Genomic DNA, 16707 nt, shown 5'->3' with positions numbered 1-16707 from the left:
CAAGCCTGCGACCATTCGGCCCGCGGCGGGACATTTAACGAATTCTACGGATGCGAATGCGTCATAATCCATTCACATTGCGCTGAATCACGGGCTGTATCTCCCGCGCAACAGGCGCTTATCTTAGCCGGCATAAATTTTCCGGTTTCGTTGCTTGCACGTTGCTTCATGCATGCCAGCCGCCGATGACCAAAGCTTCCCACGACTGGTCGAGCCCGTGGCATCGCCCAGCGGACGGCTCGCGTTATCTGCGGACAGATGTCAGTCCTCGGCATCCGCAGTGGGGGCCGCCGTATCAGTAAACACACCAGCCCTGAACTACACGAGGACCGACTGAACTTGGTCCCAATTGATAGCTTCGTATTATCGGCCATAGACGCGCGAATATAATGCTGCCGTGAATCGGCCCGGTAAAACGTCACTGAACCGTCATCGCGTAATCCTAATCCCGCCCCGCTTCCGAAGACGATTCAACGCGAGGGCCCATGTCCGATTCCGCCGTAATGCCGCAGCCGGTGGTGGGAGGCAGGCCAGCGAGCGGTCCGCGTCTCGACCACGGGATGCATCTGGGTGGCGTGGTCGCCTTCCTGGCTGTCCTGGTGGCCGGGCTCGGCTACGCGGTGGTGAGCCTGATCACCGACATGAACGCGGTCGGCGAGGCGCCGCTGGCCTACGGGGCCTTCGCGCTGCTCGGGCTCGCCCTGCTGATCGCCCTCGCCTTCGAATTCGTGAACGGGTTCCACGACACCGCCAACGCGGTGGCGACCGTGATCTACACCCACTCGATGCCGCCGCTGGTGGCGGTGGTCTGGTCGGGCTTCTTCAATTTCCTGGGGGTGATGCTGTCCTCCGGCGCGGTGGCCTACGCCATCGTCACCCTGCTGCCGGTGGAGCTGATCCTCCATGTCGGCTCGGGGGCCGGCTACGCGATGATCTTCGCGCTGCTGCTGGCCGCCATCATCTGGAATCTCGGGACCTGGGCCTTCGGCCTGCCGAACTCGTCGTCGCACGCGCTGATCGGCTCGGTCCTGGGCGTCGGACTGGGCAACCAGCTCATGAGCGGCGGCACCGGCACCGCCGGAGTCGATTGGGGCCAGGCGCTCAACGTGTTCAAGGCGCTGCTGTTCTCGCCGGTCTGCGGCTTCGTCCTGGCCGCGGCGCTGCTGCTCGTCCTGAAATTCCTGGTGCGCCGCAAGGACCTCTACGAGGCCCCCAAGGGTGAGGCGCCGCCGCCGATCTGGATCCGCGGCATGCTGATCCTGACCTGCACGCTGGTCTCGTTCTTCCACGGCGGCAATGACGGCCAGAAGGGCATGGGCCTGATCATGCTGATCCTGATCGGCGCCGCGCCCACCGCCTACGCGCTGAACCGGACCATGTCGGACGACACGACCCCGGCCTTCATCGAGGCCTCCACGTCGGCGAGCCAGGTCTTCGCCGCCCGCGCCGCCGGCGCCCCCCAGCCGGATGCCGTGCAGGCGCGCCGGACGGTGACGGACGCCCTGAAGACCAAAAACCTGAACCAGCCGCCGGTCTACGCCGCCCTCTCGGCGCTCGCGACCGACATCGCCGCCAGCGTGAAGAATTACGGCGCGATCCGCACCGTGCCGGCCGCCCAGACCGAGAACATGCGCAGCGACATGTACCTCGCCGCCGACGCGGTGCGGCTGCTGCCGGGCGCCGGGGTGGAGTTCTCGGACCCCGAGAAGGCGACCCTGAAGACCTATACCGGGCTGCTCAACAACGGCACCCGCTACATCCCGGGCTGGGTGAAGGTCTGCGTCGCCCTGGCGCTCGGGCTCGGCACGATGGTCGGCTGGAAGCGCATCGTCGTCACGGTGGGCGAGAAGATCGGCAAGACCCACCTCACCTACGCCCAGGGCGCCTCGGCCGAGATCGTGGCCGCGGGCACGATCGGGCTCGCCGAGCTCTACGGCCTGCCGGTCTCGACCACGCACATCCTGTCCTCGGGCGTGGCCGGGACGATGGCGGCCAACGGCTCGGGCCTGCAGATGTCGACGGTGCGCAACATGGCGCTCGCCTGGGTGCTGACTCTGCCGGCCGCCATCACGCTGGCGGCGAGCCTGTATTTCCTGCTGCGCCACGTCTTCTGACGGGGCCGGGCTCGCGGTGCAGGATCCTGCGCCGCGGGCCCGGAAGCACGCAGCGCGCTGTCGAGACGGACAGGGCCGTTTCCGTGGTCGACGGAAACGGCCCTGTCCGTTCTGGTCCCGATGTCTCGGGTGGTTACGGGCGCGCCATGGCGCGCACGAAGGCCAGGCAGGTGCGGCGCGCGGCGACGGTCTCAATCGCCATGAAGGCCGTCACGAGATCCGCGGCCTGAGCGACCGTCTCGCCCGGTGCGCGCTCGTCCGGGAAGAACGCGTCGACCGGCAGATGGAGCGTGTCGGCGATGCGTTCCAGGATCGCCGCAGAGCGATCCGCCTCCGGATGCCGGCAAACCGGCTGGGTCATGGCGCGGGCCGCCATTCAATCCACCTGATGACCGAGCTGGATCGCCCGGGCGATCTCGGAGCGCCGCGCGGCGTAGCCGGGGGCGACCATCGGGTAGTCGGCGGGCAGGCCGAACTTGGCCCGGTAGCGCTCGGGCGTCAGGCCGTTGGCGGTGAGGTGACGCTTGAGCGTCTTGTAGGACCGACCGTCGATGAAGCTGATCAGGCCGTCCCGGCCGATCGAGGCCTCGATCTGCTCGGCGGACGGGCCGGTCCAGCCCGCGGCGCGGCCGGTGGGGTTCTTCTGCAGCACCGCGATGGCCGTGTGGACCTGGTCGATCAGCACCGGCAGATCCCCCGCCCCCACGGGGTTCCGCGACACATAAGCGGCGACGATCGCGCCGACTTTCTCGATCAGGAAGGAAGAGCGGGGTTCGGTTTGATTGATCATGTCAGGTGTCGCTGTTCAACATTTCGTTACTAATGGCCCGCGTTGCCGACCGACGGCCCGAAGATCCGCCCCAGTGATCGACATCCGCCGGACACCCCACCGACGGTGAGTTGCCACGCGAACCTCAAGTTGCTTGAGTGCATCTCTTGAGGTGAGAAACAATATACAATATGTGCCCGACGGCGCTTGTCTGAAGACGCGGATCCCTTGTCCTCGACGCGCGAAATGCCGGTCGATAAAAAAATTTACTAATGGAAGCACTGTTTTCGACCGAGGGCCTTAACCCATTGCACAGCTTTCGGCAGTGGCGGGATGCAATCTCTGGGTGGGGCGTGCCCCTCGAACAGTCGCGCCTCGGCGACGGGCCGTTCACCGGCAAGCTCGAGGCCGCCCGCCTCGGGCCCCTGTCGTTGATGCGGATCACCAACAGCGCCATCCGCAGCGAGGCGACGCGCGAGCAGATCCAGCGCAACGGCAAGGACGGCACGGTCGTGGTGATCTTCAAGCTCGCCGGCGTGTCGATGCTCGGCCAGGATGACCGGTCGGCCGTGCAGCGACCCGGCGACATGGTGGTGATCGATCATCGTCCGGCGACCCACGAATCCCATGCCGGCAGCCAGGCGCTGCTCCTGGAGCTGCCGCGCGAGCGCCTGGAGAGCGTTCTGGGATCCACGCGCCTCTATACGGCCATGGCGATGGGCGCGGACGTCGCCTCCACCGCGGTGACAGTCAAATTCGTCCACGAGCTGGTCCGCCTGCGCGCCCAGCTCGATCCCGAATCGGCCGCCCGGATGGCATCGATCGGCGTCGACCTGATCGTCGCCAGCATCGCCGAGCGCCTGGCGCTCGAAGTGTCCCGGCCGATGCAGGGGACCGTCGTGGTCCAGCGCGCCAAGGCGTATGTCGAAGCCCATCTCGGCGACCCGACCCTGGACCCGCCGCATCTGGCGGCCGCGGTCGGCGTATCCTTGCGTCGGCTCCAGGAATTGTTCCACGCGCGCGGCCAGCATATTTCCGACTGGATCTGGCACCGCCGGCTCGAGGTCGCGACCAAGCGCCTGACCGACCCGGGCTGCGTCCACCTGTCGATCGGCCCGCTGGCCTTCGGCTGCGGCTTCGCCAACCAGGCCCATTTCTCCCGCCGCTTCAAGGAACGCCACGGCATGACTCCCCGCGAGTATCGTCAGGCGGCCCTCGTCAGCACCCCGTAGGCCATCGCGCCACCCGGCCCCGCCAGGGAACAGCACCCGTGCAGCCCGTATTCACGACTGACGGCCTCCATCCGAAGAACAGCTTCCAGATCTGGCGGGAGGTGCTGTTCGAGCGGCTCGTGCCGATCGAGATCGAGCGCCTCGACGACAGGCCGTTCGCCGGCAAGATGGAGGTCGCCAGCGTCGGCTCCCTCAACATGAGCCGCGTCACGCAGGGCGCCCTGCGCAGCGAGACGACGCCCAACGCCGCGCGCCATCACGACAGGGCCGGCATGGCCGTCGTGCTGTTCAAGCTCGCCGGCACCTCGACCTGCCTTCAGGACGGCCGGGATTCGGTACAGAAGCCCGGCGACATCGTCGTGCTCGATCACCGGCCGGCCGTGGTGACGACGAGCGCGGGCAGCCAGTCCGTGTTCCTGGAACTGCCGCGCGAGCGCCTGGAGAACATGCTCGGGCCCACCCGGCTCTACACCGCGCTGGCGATGGGGGCGGAACTGGCCTCGACCAGCCTCGCCGCGACCTTCTTCCGCGAGCTGGTTCAGGTGCGCCACCGGCTCGACCCCGACGCGGCCGAACGGATGTCGGCGATCGGCGTCGACCTGATCGTCGCCTGCATCGCCGAGCGGATGGCCAAGGAGGTGCCGCAGCCGCTGCACGGGACCGTCGTGGTCCAGCGCGCCAAGGCGTATGTCGAGGCCCATCTCGGCGATCCGACCCTGGACCCGCCGCATCTGGCCGCCGCGGTCGGCGTTTCGTTGCGCCGGCTCCAGGAATTGTTCCACGAGCGAGGCCAGCACATTTCCGACTGGATCTGGCAGCGCCGGCTCGAGGCCGCCGCCAAGCAGCTGGCCGATCCGAGCGGCGCCCATATCCAGATCGGAGCCGTGGCCTTCGGCTGCGGCTTCGCGAGCCAGGCCCATTTCTCCCGCCGCTTCAAGGAGCACCACGGCATGTCCCCGCGCGAGTACCGGATCGCGGCCCTCCTGGGCACGCCGTAGGGGCGTCCGCCCCATCGCGGCGGGGCGCGGGCCGCAACGGACGCCCGCATGACCGCACGATGCCCGGGCGTGCTGCAGGGCGGCCACGGCATGTGTTGCCCCCCCGCAGGATGCTTGGTGGCCCATGAAAAAGCAGAGTGGCATTTGCATCGGCAGGGGAAATTTTGATATAGGCCCCTGCAACACCTTGCTCAGGTGGCGGCGAGCCCGGTCGATATTTGATCTAGATCAATATAAATGCCGCCAAGCAATCAAATATCCAAAACAATACTTCAGAACCACATAACGCGATGACCCCGCACATCATATTTGTGAAAACGGAATTATCTTTATGAGACTATTGTTTTCAACCGACAATCTTCCTGTCAATACCAGATTCAAACGGTGGCTGGAGACACTGGAAGAGCAGCGCCTGCCCCTCGAGCAGGAGCGGCTCGGCTCCGGTCCGTTCGAGGCCAAGCTGGAGAGCGCCACCCTCGGCCCTCTGACGATGACGCGGGTCTCGGAGGGCCCCCTCCGCAGCGAGGCGACACCGCGCGCGATCCGTCGCCTGGGCGACGAGGGCTGGATCAGCGTGGCCTTCACCCTCGCCGGCGCGACGACGGTCGGGCAGCGGGATCGGACATCGAAGCAACGCCAGGGCGACCTGGTCGTGATTGAGCATCAACCGACGGTGATCACGACGAGCCCCGGCAACCAATCACTCTACCTGAAGATACCGCGCGAGCGCCTGGAGAGCGTGCTCGGGCCGGCCCGCCGCTACGCGGCCCTGACCGTGGGCGCCGAGCTGGCCACCGCGACCCTGGCGATGAGCTTTTTCGAGGAGCTGAGCCGCATGCATCACCGGCTCGATCCCGTCACGGGCGCCCGGATGGGGTCGATCGGCGTTGACCTGATCGTGGCCAGCATCGCCGAGCGGATCGCCCTGGACGCGCCCCTGCCGGCCAGCGGCGACATCATGGTCCAGCGGGCCAAGGCGTATGTCGAAGCGCATCTCGGCGACCCCGCTCTCGATCCGCCCCGGCTCGCGGCGGCGGTCGGCGTCTCACTGCGCCGGCTCCAGGCGCTGTTCGACGAGCGCGGCCAGCACGTCTCCGACTGGATCTGGCAGCGCCGTCTGGAAGTCGCGGCCGATCGCCTGGCGGACCCGACCTGCACCCACCTGACGATCGACACCCTGGCCGGCGGCTGCGGCTTCGCCAGCCGGGCCCATTTCTCCCGCCGGTTCAAGGGCCGGTTCGGCCTGGCGCCCAGCGACTTCCGGCGCGCCGTCGGGCTGGGTCTGCAATAACGGCCCGGCGCGCCCCGCTCAGGGGCCGCGATCGCTCCGGCGCAGGCTCGCCGGCATGGCGAACAGCAGGAGGCCGGCCGCCACCAGGCAGAGCGAGCCGATGACGTAGAGGGCCGGCGTCGTGGATCCGGTCAGGTCCTTGACCCAGCCGACCATCACCGGGCTGACGATGCCGCCGAGCTGGCCGAGCGTGTTGATCAGCGCGATGCCGCCCGCCGCGCCGACGCCGGTCACCAGCTTGGCCGGCAGGGTCCAGAAGGTCGGGATCGAGGCGACGATCCCAGACCCCAGCAGCGCCAGCGCGATCATCAGGGGCACGATCTGCCGGTCGAACAGGCCCGCGGTGAAGAAGCCGATGGCCGCGGCGATCGCCAGCGCGGCGACGAATTTCGGCCGCTCGCCCGAGGCGTCGGACAGGCGCCCGACCACCACCATGCTGATCGCCCCGCAGATATACGGGACCGCGGTGAGGAAGCCGACATAGGCCGCACTGCTGCCGCTCGCGGTCTTGATCAGGTCCGGCCCCCAGAAGTTCAGGCCGTAGGAGCCGATCTGGAGCAGGAAGTAGACCAGCCCGATCATCAGGAAGCCCGGCTGGCGGAGCGCGCCGAGGAGCGAATGGTCGCCGATCTCGCGGTTGTGGTGGGCGATCCGGGCTGACAGCAGGTCCTTCTCCGGCTGCGAGAGCCAGCGCGCGTCGGAGATCCGGTCGTCGAGGCGCATCAGCACCAGGGCGCCGAGCAGGAGGCAGGGCAGGCCGCCGGCCAGGAACAGCCATTGCCAGCCGGCGAGCCCGGCGACGCCGTTGAGCCCGCCGAGGATCAGGCCGGCCACCGGCGCCCCGACGATCCCGGAGAAGGCCGAGGCCACGAACAGGAACGAGGTGATCCGCCCGCGATGGGAGGCTGGGAACCACAGGGTCAGGTAGTACAGGATGCCGGGCGCGAAGCCCGCCTCCATGGCGCCGATGAGGAAGCGCAGGGTGTAGAAGTGCCACTCGGTGCGGATGAAGATCATCAGCGCGGTGGCGATCCCCCAGGAGATCATGATCCGGGCGATCCAGCGGCGCGCGCCGACCCGGTACAGGAACAGGTTCGACGGCACCTCGAAGATGACGTAGCCGACCACGAACATGCTGGCGCCGAGCCCGTAGGCGACGTTGCTGAAGCCGAGGTCGCTCTGAAGCTGGAACTTGGCGAAGCTGATGTTGATCCGGTCGAAGAACGCGAACAGGTAGCAGACCATGATCAGCGGCATCAGCCGCCACGCGACCTTCCGGACGATTCCGGTCTCGGTCACGTCCTCTGGGCGCGCGGGCGCGCCGGTCACCGCGATGGCCATCGTGTTCCTCCCTGGAGAAGTCCGGCCGCCCCGTCGCGGAAGGGCCGGATGCGCGGAGCCGCCTTCGATGGGCGGCTTTGTCGCGCGGCGTTCGTCGAGACGTCAGGCGGCCCGGGGGACCGGATGCAGGTCGCAGGGCCGGCCGGCCTTGGCGACCTGGCCGGGCACCTCGTGGCCGACGAGCCGCGGCAGGTCCCGGGACAGGGCGATCAGGGCCGGCAGGTCGAGGCCGGTCCGGATCCCCATCTCGTGGGCCATGCTGACCAGATCCTCGGTGCAGATGTTGCCGGTGGCGCCCGGCGCGAACGGGCATCCGCCGAGACCGCCGAGCGCCGCGTCGAAGCGGCGGGCGCCCGCCTGCCAGGCAGCCAGCACGTTGGCGAGGCCGACCCCGCGGGTGTTGTGGAAGTGCAGGGTCAGATGCTCGGCCGGGACGATCGCCAGGACCCGGGCGACGAGCCGCTCGACCTGGCGCGGGTTGGCCATGCCGGTGGTGTCGGCGAGCGTCACGCCGGTGATGCCGAGCGAGCGGTAGCGCTCCACCTGCGCGATCACCTTGTCGACGGGCTGATCGCCCTCGAACGGGCAGCCGAAGGCGGTGGCGACCGTGGCGTTGGTCAGGACCGACGCGCCCGTCACGGTCTCCATGATCCGGGCGAATCCCGCGATCGAGTCGTCCGGGCTCATGCCCATATTGGCGCGGTTGTGGGTCTCGCTCACCGAGGCGACGAGGTTGATCTCGTCGACCTTGGCGGCGAGCGCCCGCTCGGCCCCCTTGGGGTTCGGGACGAGCGCCACGTAGACGGTACCGGGCCGGCGGCGGATCCCGGCGAACAGCTCGGCGGCGTCGCGCAGGGCCGGTACCGCCTTGGGCGAGACGAAGGACGAGACCTCGATGCGGGAGAAGCCCGCATCCGAGAGCGCGTCCACCAGGGCGATCTTGTCCGCGGTCTCGACCCAGGCGGCCTCGATCTGGAGGCCGTCGCGGGGCGCGACCTCCTGGACCAGCATCGTGGCGTCGCTCATTTCACGGCTCCCGCGTCGCGCAGCGTCCGGATCGCGGCCGGGTCGAGGCCGAGATCGGCCAGGACCGCGTCGGTATGGGCGCCGAGCGCCGGGCCTTGCCAGCGCACCGCCCCGGGGGTGCCCGAGAGTTTCGGCACGATGCCGGGCATCTTCACCTGGGTGCCGCCGGGCAGCTCCGCCTCGAGGATCATGTCCCGGGCCTGGTAATGCGGGTCGGCGACGATGTCGGCCACCGAGTAGATCCGCCCGGCCGGCACGTCCGCGGCGTCGAGGGCGGCCAGGGCGTCGGCGACGCTGCGGGCCTTCGACCAGTCGCCGATCACGCCGTCCAGCATGGGCGCGTGCTGCGAGCGGCCCTCGTTCGAGCGCATCCGGGGATCCTCGGCGAGGTCGGGGCGGCCGATGGCCGTCATCAACCGGCGGAAGATCGGATCGCTGTTGCCCGCGATCACGACGTAGCCGCCATCCTGCGTCGGGTAGGTGTTGGACGGGGTTATGCCGGGCAGCGCGCCGCCGGTGCGGGTTCGGATCTCGCCGAGCAGGTCGTATTCGGGGACCAGGCTCTCCATCACGTTGAACACGCTCTCGACCAGCGAGACGTCCACGACCTGCCCGGCGCCACCATTGACCTTGACGTTCAGGATCGACATCAGCGCTCCGATCACGCCGTGGAGCGAGGCGAGGGTGTCGCCGATGCTGACCCCGACCCGGGCCGGGGGGCTGTCGGGGGAGCCGGTGGTGTAGCGCAGCCCGCCCATGGCCTCACCGATGGCGCCGAAGCCCGGCCGGTCGCGATAGGGCCCGGTCTGGCCGTAGCCGGAGATCCGCACCATCGTGAGCTTCGGGTTGAGGGACGAGAGCACGTCCCAGCCGAGCCCGAGCTTCTCCAGGCCGCCGGGCCGGAAATTCTCGACCACGACATCGGCGCTGGTGGCGAGGCGCTTGACGATGTCGAGCCCCTCCGGCGTCTTGAGGTTGACCGCGATCGACTTCTTGTTGCGCGACTGGAGATACCACCACAGCGAGGTGTCGCCGTGCATCTTGCGCCAGGTGCGCAGGGGGTCGCCGCCTTCCGGCGCCTCGACCTTGATCACCTCGGCACCGAACTCGGCCAGAAGCTTGGTGGCGAAGGGGGCGGCGATGAGCTGGCCGAGTTCCAGCACACGGATCCCGCTGAGCGGACCTGACACCGTTATTCTCTCCCTGTCTTTGCCCGGAGGATACGACCGGCTTCCGGGCGATGTCCAAACGCGATGCGCCAGCCTGCGTTCTCCTGATGCGAACGCAGGCGCCTCCTACCCGCCGGCCGTGCGCAGGTGATCCAGCAGCAAGGCGGCAGCGGGCGGCAGGGCGCCGGGCCGGACCACGAGGGTGAGCGTCCGCGTGGCCCAGGGATCGGTCAGCGGCACCGCGGCGAGATGCAGCTGCGGACCGAGCAGGGCGAAGACCCCCTCGGGGATCGTGCCGAGCCCCATCCCGGCCTGCGCCATCCGGCAGATCCCGTCGAAGCTCGGCACGTGGATCCGCAGGCGCAGAGGCCGCCCGAGCCGCCGGGCCTCATCCCGCAGGGCGGCGTGGATCGAGCTCTCGACGTGCAGGCCGACATGGTCGTAATCGAGGGTCTCGGCGAGGGCGATGGCGGTTCGCCCGCTCAGCGGATGATCGGCCGGCATCACCAGGACCAGGCGGTCGCCGCGATACGGATAGGCCGTGAGCGAGCGGGTGTCGGTGCCGCCGGCGCAGATCCCGAGATCGGCCGCGCCCTCCTCGACGCCCAGCACCACGCCGCCGCTCGGCCGTTCCGCCAGGTCGACGCGGATCCGCTCCTGCGCAGCCAGGAAGGTCTGGAGGTCCTCGGGCAGGAATTGGACGATGGCCGAGAGGTTGGCGAGCATCCGGACGAAGCCGCGCACCCCGTGCGCGTGCTCGGCGAGTTCGAGGGCCATCTGCTCGGCGCTGGCCAGCATCCGGCGGGTGTGGTGCAGCAGGGTCTCGCCGGCCGGCGTCAGGCGCATCCCCCGCGGCTCGCGGGTGAGCAGCGTGCAGCCCAGGGCGTGCTCCAGCTCGGCCAGCCGCTTGCTCACCGCCGAGGGCGCGATCGAAGCCCGCCGGGCCGCGCCGTTGAGCGTCCCCGCCTCGCAGATCGCCGCGAACAGGCGCAGCGTCTTGAGGTCGAGACGGCTGACGGTCGCCGCGGTGGGGAGCGTCTCGCGAATGCTCAGGATCCTTTCTTCGCGGCCTCCTGCGGCCCGCGCCAGTCCCGCGCGCCGACCGGTTGGCCATACGCGCCGTGGCCGAGCTTGGCGCCCTGCCGGTTGACCAGGCCGAAGCGCAGGACCGCCTGCTCCAGATAGTCGATCGCGTCGACCAGATGGGCGCGGGCCGCCGCGATCGCGTCCTCGCCCTCCTCGACCGGGGTCTCGGCGAGGTTCACCGCGGCGATCAGCACCCGGTCGCGCTCCTCCTCGATCCGCCGGTCGCGCTCGACATGGCCGCGGACGCGGGCGTCGAAGGCTTCGATCACCGACCAGGGCAGCGCGTCCTTGTCGACCGGCGCCCGGAAGGCCAGCGCGTGGCGCCGCGCCGCCGCGGCGGCCGCCCTGACGTGATCGGCGAGTTCTGCATCCATCCGGGTCTCTCCGTGGGGTCTCTGGTTCGGGTCGGGCCGATGCCCGCACATGCTGTCTCGAACGCGCGCCCGCCAGGCCCGTTGCCGGGCGGCCGATCGGGTCGCAGCCCGAGCCTTCCAAACCGGAATCGCGCGAAGGCCTTACCTTGACAAGGCGAGGCCTTATCTCTCGGAAGTGTGATCCGTGTACCGGGCCCCGCCCGGAAGGGAGCTACCCTGAATGGTCTCGATGCTGAACGCCGGCGCGCTGCGCCCGACATCCGCGGCGGCGCGCCTGCTGAGCGCGCTCACGATCCTCCTGGTCGCCACCGGCCTGTCCGGCTGCGGCGCGGTCAACCGCGTGCCGACCCTCGAGGAGCAGGCCAAGTCGTCCTGGAGCGAGGTGCAGAACCAGTACCAGCGCCGCGCCGACCTGATTCCCAACCTGGTCGAGACCGTGAAGGGCTATGCCCAGCAGGAGAAGGACGTGCTGATCGGCGTCACCGAGGCCCGGGCGAAGGCGTCGAGCGTGAAGGTCGACGCCTCGACGGTGAGCGATCCACAGAAATTCAAGGAGTTCCAGGACGCGCAGAACCAGCTCTCCGGCGCGCTCGGGCGCCTGCTGGTCACGGTGGAGAAATACCCCGACTTGAAGTCCAACCAGAACTTCCTGGCCCTGCAATCGCAGCTCGAAGGCACCGAGAACCGCATCGCCGTGGCGCGGCGCGACTATATCGGCGCGGTCCAGGCCTACAACACCGAGCTGCGCACCATCCCGGGCCGCTGGATCGCCGCGATCCTGTATCCCGAGGCCAAGCCGATGGAGACCTTCTCGGCAACCCCGAACGCCGACCGGCCGCCGAACGTGAAGTTCTAGAAGCGGCACCATTAAATGCGGTTCATGGGCCTGAGCACCGGGACGCTGGTGCGGCTGTTCCTGGCGCTGGTCGTCCTGTTCGGGTGTCTGGCGGTCTACGCGGTCGGGGCGCTCGCCGCCGACCTGACCTTCCCGCCGCTCACCGGACGCGTGGTCGACGGCGCGGGCATCCTGACGCCCGACCAGCGCGCGGCCCTGGAGGCCAAGCTGAAGGCGCACGAGGACAAGACCTCGGACCAGGTGGTGGTGGCGACCGTGCCCAACCTCCAGGGCACGACCATCGAGGACTTCGCCAACCGCCTGTTCCGGGACTGGAAGCTCGGGCAGGCCAAGACCAACAACGGCGCGCTGCTGCTGGTGGCGCCGAGCGAGCGCAAGGTGCGGATCGAGGTCGGCTACGGCCTCGAAGGGGCGCTGACGGACGCGCTCACGCGGGTGATCATCGCCAGCGCGATCACGCCACGCTTCAAGACCGGTGACTATTACGGCGGGATCAATGCCGGCATCGACGGGATCCTGGGGATCCTGTCGGGCGATGCCGAGGAATGGCAGCGCAAGCCGCAGGTCCGGGCCGACGAGGTGGATCCCCGGCAGGTCGCGGTCTTCGTCATCCTGTTCCTGGTCGTGCTGTTCGTGGCCTGGCGCATGAGCCGCGGCGGCGGGGGCGGCCGCGGCGGGCGCGGCGGCGGCATCGTGTTCCTGCCGGGCCCCGGCTCCGGCGGGTGGAGCGGCGGCTTCTCGGATGGCGGCTCGTCGGGCGGCTTCGGCGGCGGATTTTCCGGCGGGGGCGGCTCGTCGGGCGGAGGGGGATCCTCGGGTGACTGGTAGGATCGCCGACATTCTCCCGCCCGCGGCCTGCGAGCGCCTGGCCGCGGCGGTGTCCCGGGCCGAGGCCGGCACGTCCGGCGAGATCGTCGTGATGATCAGCCGGCGTGCGGGCGCTTACCGCTCGGTGGTGCTGCTGACGGCGCTGATCGCCGCGCTGATCCTGCCCTGGCCGCTGATCGTGCTGACCGGATGGAGCGCCACCACGATTCTGCTGGCGCAGGCGGCCCTGGTCGCGGCCATCCTGGCGGCCAGCCAGAATGCGCGGCTGCGGCTTGCCCTGGTGCCGCGCCGGCTGCGCAGCGCCCGGGCCCGCGAGGCCGGGCAGCGGGCCTTCTGGTCCCGCGGCCTGAGCCGCACCCGGTCCCGCACCGGCGTGCTGCTCTACCTGTCGCTGGCCGAGCGCCATGCCGAGATCGTCACGGATCTCGGCGTGCTGAAGCGCATCCCGGCCGAGTCCTGGGACGGGATCCTGGCCGAGCTCGGCCGTGCCCTGGCGGGCGGCGACATCGAGGGCGGGCTGACCGTCGCGGTCGAGCGGATCGGCGCCATCCTGGCGGAGCATCTCCCGGCCGGCCCGCACGATCCGGACGAATTGCCGAACCGGGTGATCGTCGCGGATTAGCCTCGCGTCCCAGGACGGAATACATCAGGGCCTGCAGCGCCGATCCATCGATCGAGCGCGGTGACGGACTTGGTGCGCTGCCGCACGACCCCGATCCGAGACCGGTAACCCGAGGGGTCCGCTCGCGATTTGACCGCATGGGACTCGGGGCCGGGCCGCGTTCGCGCCCGGCACCGAGATCGAGACGAGGCGCGAGGCCGCCATTTCGGCCTCGCCCAAGGAGGCCGTCATGAAGATCCTGATCGCCGCAACGCCGCTCACCGGCCATGTGAACCCGATGCTCGCCATCGGCCGCGCCGCGGCAGCCCGGGGCGACGACGTGCGCATGCTCACCGATCCGGCCTTCCAGGCGAAGGTCGAGGAGGCCGGCCTGCGCTTCACGCCCTACGCGGACAACGAATCCGCCGGATATCTCGAGACGGAGCTGCCCGCCGGGCCAGAGCGCTTCCGGCACGAGTTCCAGCGCCGCTTCATCGATCCGATGCCGGTTCAGACCGCGGCTTTGAAGGCGCTGATCGCCGCGGATGCGCCGGACGTGATCGTCGCGGGCAGCATGTTCCTCGGCGTGCTGCCGCTGCTCCTCGACACCGCGCCACGGCCGCCGATCGTCACCGCCAATATCAGCATCCTGTTTCTCGACCGGCCGGACCACGCCCCGGTCGGGCTGGGCCTCCCGCCGGCCCGCGACCAAGCCGAGCTCGCGCGCTACGCCGCGCTCAAGGTCGGGATGGATGCAGCCTTCGCCAACCCGGTCCGGGCCTACGCGGACGCGCAACTCGCCCGGCTGGGCGTGTCCCCGCTGCCGGCATCGCTGCCGCACTCCGTCGTCGTGCTGCCCGACCTGTTCCTGCAGCCGACCGTGCCGGGCTTCGAGTACGATTACGGAACGCTGCCTCCGGGCGTGCGCTTCATCGGCCTGCTGCAGCCGCCTGCCCCGCCGGCCCCCCTGCCGGATTGGTGGCCGGAGCTGGAGCGGGCCAACGAGGCGGGCAAGCCCGTGGTCCTGGTCACCCAGGGCACCCTCGCCAACGCGGATTTCGGCACCTTGGTCGAGCCGGCGCTCGCCGCCCTCGCCGACCGGGACGATCTCCTGGTCCTGGCCACCACGGGCGGCCGTCCGGTCGAGGCCCTGCGCGGGCCGATCCCGGCGAACACGCGGGTCGCGCGCTTCCTGCCGTTCCGCGAGTTGCTGCCGCGGGTGAGCGTGCTCGTCACCAATGGCGGCTATGGCAGCGTCTCGCTCGCGCTGTCGAACGGCGTGCCGATCGTCTCGGCTGGCCTGACCGAGGACAAGGCGGAGGTGAATGCCCGCATCGGCTGGTCGGGCGTCGGCATCAATCTCGCCACCAACACGCCGAGCGTCGACGCCCTGCGCGAGGCGGTGACGCGGGTGCTCGACGAGCCGAGCTTCCGGAACCGGGCCGGAATCCTGCAGGCCGCCTTCGCGGCGCGGGACGCGATGAGCGGGATCCTGGGCGCGATCGACGACCTCGCCCGCTCTGGGCCCGTGCGCCGCGCCGGGACGGGCGCCGCGGTGTCCCGGGCGAAGTCGGCCTGACCGGTCGGGCCTTGACCGTCTTCGGCGATCCGGGTGGGTCGCCATACTGATTGCGAAACCGTGAAGCCCAAAATGTTTCCCGTGAAACATTTTCGGACAGGTGACTCGGCCCCGGCGGGCGGAAGCGTCCCGCCGGGGCGTCTTTCCGGCTTGGTCAGCGACGCACCGGCACCGGGCCGTTCATTCCCGGCCAGTCCGAGTAGCCGTTGGTGCCGCCGCCATACCAGTAGGGCTTGGGTGCCTCGGCCAGGGGCGCGCCGCTGGCGAGACGACCGACGAGGTCGGGATTGGCGATGTAGGGCCGGCCGAAGCTGAACAGGTCGGCCCGGCCCTCGGCCAGCTCCTTCTCGGCGAGATCCAGGGTCAGCTGGTTGTTGCCGATATAGGCGCCCTTGAACCGGCGGCGCAGGTCGAGGAAGTCGATCCCGTCCGGCACGTCGCGGGTCTGCTGGGTCACGCCCTCGATCGTGTGGACGTAGAGCAGGCCGAAGCCGTTCAGCGCATCGACATAGGCGCCGTAGGTGGCGTGCGGGTCGGAATCGAGCGGCGTGTCGCCGGGCTGCGTGGTCGCCGGCGAGAGCCGGATGCCGACCCGGGCGCCGCCACCCCAGACCTCGGTGACCGCCCGGACCACCTCCAGGGGAAAGCGCAGGCGGTTCTCGATGGAGCCACCGTAGCGGTCGGTGCGCGTGTTGGTGGAATCCCGGACGAATTGCTCGAGCAGGTAATTGTTGGCCGAGTGGATCTCGACGCCGTCGAAGCCCGCCCGCTTGGCGTTCTCCGCAGCCCGCCGGTAATCGGCGACGATCCCCGGGATCTCGTCGGTCTCGAGCGCTCGCGGCGTCACGTGGGGCTTCATGCCGTCCTGCGTGAAGGCGGTACCCTCCGGCTTGATTGCGGAGGCCGAGACCGGGAGCTCGCCGCCGGGCTGGAGCTCGGGATGCGAGATCCGGCCGGTATGCCAGAGCTGCAGGAAGATCAGCCCGTCATTGGCATGGACCGTCTTCACGATCCGCGACCAGGCCTCGACCTGCGCGTCCGACCAGATGCCCGGCGTGTAGGCGTAGCCGACACCCTGCGGTGAGATGTTGGTCGCCTCCGAGATGATCAGGCCCGCATTGGAGCGCTGGCCGTAGTAATCGGCCGCGAAATCCGGCGGCACGCCCTCGTTGTTGGAGCGGCTGCGGGTGAGCGGCGCCATCACCACGCGGTTCTTGAGGGTGAGGTCGCCGATGGTGACCGGCTGCAGGATCGGGCTGTTCGGCATGAAACCTCGGTTGGGACGTCGTGGGCGGCGGAACGGCCCCGGCGAAGGGCGGGCCTCGCGGAGCTGGCACGCGCAAGAGGGATGGTCGTTAACAGGCCGAGGTCCCGCCCCGGTTCCACGGACACGTTCCGATCCGTCCGAGCCCGGCCGGGCGACGGCCGCGGCGCGGAATGCCG

Annotated in this window: 16 protein-coding genes; 8 read left to right on the top strand and 8 right to left on the bottom strand. The window is 69.6% G+C overall.

Annotated features, from left to right (window positions below; translation table 11 throughout):
* Positions 1-485: 485 nt before the first annotated feature.
* Positions 486-2114, top strand: a complete 1629-nt coding sequence (locus LGR69_RS25010; protein WP_230367694.1) for an inorganic phosphate transporter — start codon at positions 486-488, stop codon at positions 2112-2114.
* A 133-nt stretch (positions 2115-2247) separates the two neighbouring features.
* Here LGR69_RS25010 and LGR69_RS25005 read toward each other — a convergent pair whose 3' ends face one another.
* Together LGR69_RS25005 and LGR69_RS25000 are read right to left on the bottom strand one after the other, a co-directional pair.
* Positions 2248-2490 carry a hypothetical protein gene (locus LGR69_RS25005; RefSeq protein ID WP_091863969.1) on the bottom strand — a complete coding sequence of 81 codons (243 nt, stop codon included), beginning with the start codon at positions 2488-2490 and terminating at the stop codon, positions 2248-2250.
* Positions 2491-2904 carry a Ros/MucR family transcriptional regulator gene (locus LGR69_RS25000; RefSeq protein WP_091863970.1) on the bottom strand — a complete coding sequence of 138 codons (414 nt, stop codon included), beginning with the start codon at positions 2902-2904 and terminating at the stop codon, positions 2491-2493.
* Between the two features lie 251 nt (positions 2905-3155).
* Between LGR69_RS25000 and LGR69_RS24995 the strand changes: the two genes are divergently transcribed.
* The 3 genes from LGR69_RS24995 (at position 3156) to LGR69_RS24985 (ending at position 6404) form a co-directional block, all read left to right on the top strand.
* Complete coding sequence (locus tag LGR69_RS24995; RefSeq protein ID WP_230367693.1) at positions 3156-4115, top strand: helix-turn-helix domain-containing protein; 960 nt, start codon at positions 3156-3158, stop codon at positions 4113-4115.
* 38 nt (positions 4116-4153) lie between these two features.
* Positions 4154-5113, top strand: a complete 960-nt coding sequence (locus LGR69_RS24990; RefSeq protein ID WP_122162036.1) for a helix-turn-helix domain-containing protein — start codon at positions 4154-4156, stop codon at positions 5111-5113.
* Positions 5114-5444: 331 nt separating this feature from the next.
* Positions 5445-6404 carry a helix-turn-helix domain-containing protein gene (locus LGR69_RS24985; RefSeq protein WP_230367692.1) on the top strand — a complete coding sequence of 320 codons (960 nt, stop codon included), beginning with the start codon at positions 5445-5447 and terminating at the stop codon, positions 6402-6404.
* A gap of 18 nt (positions 6405-6422) precedes the next feature.
* Here LGR69_RS24985 and LGR69_RS24980 read toward each other — a convergent pair whose 3' ends face one another.
* The 5 genes from LGR69_RS24980 to LGR69_RS24960 all read right to left on the bottom strand — a co-directional run bounded on the left by LGR69_RS24980 (position 6423) and on the right by LGR69_RS24960 (position 11400).
* Positions 6423-7745, bottom strand: coding sequence for an MFS transporter (locus tag LGR69_RS24980; RefSeq protein ID WP_122162034.1), 1323 nt, complete (start codon positions 7743-7745; stop codon positions 6423-6425).
* A gap of 102 nt (positions 7746-7847) precedes the next feature.
* On the bottom strand, positions 7848-8771 hold the full coding sequence (locus LGR69_RS24975; RefSeq protein WP_230367691.1) for a hydroxymethylglutaryl-CoA lyase: 924 nt from the start codon (positions 8769-8771) through the stop codon (positions 7848-7850).
* Positions 8768-9961, bottom strand: coding sequence for a CaiB/BaiF CoA transferase family protein (locus LGR69_RS24970; RefSeq protein WP_230367690.1), 1194 nt, complete (start codon positions 9959-9961; stop codon positions 8768-8770). Before LGR69_RS24970 ends, LGR69_RS24975 begins: the two co-directional genes overlap by 4 nt.
* A 105-nt stretch (positions 9962-10066) precedes the next feature.
* Positions 10067-10987: a LysR family transcriptional regulator gene (locus LGR69_RS24965; protein WP_230367713.1), complete on the bottom strand. Its 921-nt coding sequence runs from the start codon at positions 10985-10987 to the stop codon at positions 10067-10069.
* A 2-nt stretch (positions 10988-10989) separates the two neighbouring features.
* A complete protein-coding gene (locus LGR69_RS24960; RefSeq protein ID WP_050733977.1) occupies positions 10990-11400 on the bottom strand; it encodes a hypothetical protein in 411 nt (136 codons plus the stop codon).
* Between the two features lie 220 nt (positions 11401-11620).
* On the opposite strand from LGR69_RS24960, the gene LGR69_RS24955 reads away from it, so the two are divergent.
* The 4 genes from LGR69_RS24955 to LGR69_RS24940 all read left to right on the top strand — a co-directional run bounded on the left by LGR69_RS24955 (position 11621) and on the right by LGR69_RS24940 (position 15264).
* On the top strand, positions 11621-12256 hold the full coding sequence (locus LGR69_RS24955; protein ID WP_007560245.1) for a LemA family protein: 636 nt from the start codon (positions 11621-11623) through the stop codon (positions 12254-12256).
* 15 nt (positions 12257-12271) lie between these two features.
* A complete protein-coding gene (locus LGR69_RS24950; protein WP_230367689.1) occupies positions 12272-13084 on the top strand; it encodes a TPM domain-containing protein in 813 nt (270 codons plus the stop codon).
* The gene (locus LGR69_RS24945) at positions 13074-13706 is read left to right on the top strand and encodes a TPM domain-containing protein (RefSeq protein ID WP_230367688.1); all 633 of its coding nucleotides are present in this window, start codon (positions 13074-13076) and stop codon (positions 13704-13706) included. The genes LGR69_RS24950 and LGR69_RS24945 overlap by 11 nt, the downstream gene beginning before the upstream one ends.
* A 229-nt stretch (positions 13707-13935) precedes the next feature.
* Positions 13936-15264: a nucleotide disphospho-sugar-binding domain-containing protein gene (locus LGR69_RS24940; RefSeq protein ID WP_230367687.1), complete on the top strand. Its 1329-nt coding sequence runs from the start codon at positions 13936-13938 to the stop codon at positions 15262-15264.
* A 154-nt stretch (positions 15265-15418) separates the two neighbouring features.
* Here the strand turns inward: LGR69_RS24940 and LGR69_RS24935 are convergent, their stop codons facing one another.
* Positions 15419-16531: an alkene reductase gene (locus tag LGR69_RS24935; protein ID WP_230367686.1), complete on the bottom strand. Its 1113-nt coding sequence runs from the start codon at positions 16529-16531 to the stop codon at positions 15419-15421.
* Positions 16532-16707: the final 176 nt, after the last annotated feature.

Origin of the sequence: Methylobacterium brachiatum, from assembly GCF_020523825.1 — a bacterium.
Lineage (GTDB): Bacteria > Pseudomonadota > Alphaproteobacteria > Rhizobiales > Beijerinckiaceae > Methylobacterium > Methylobacterium brachiatum.
This window is presented reverse-complemented; position numbering and strand designations above follow the sequence as displayed.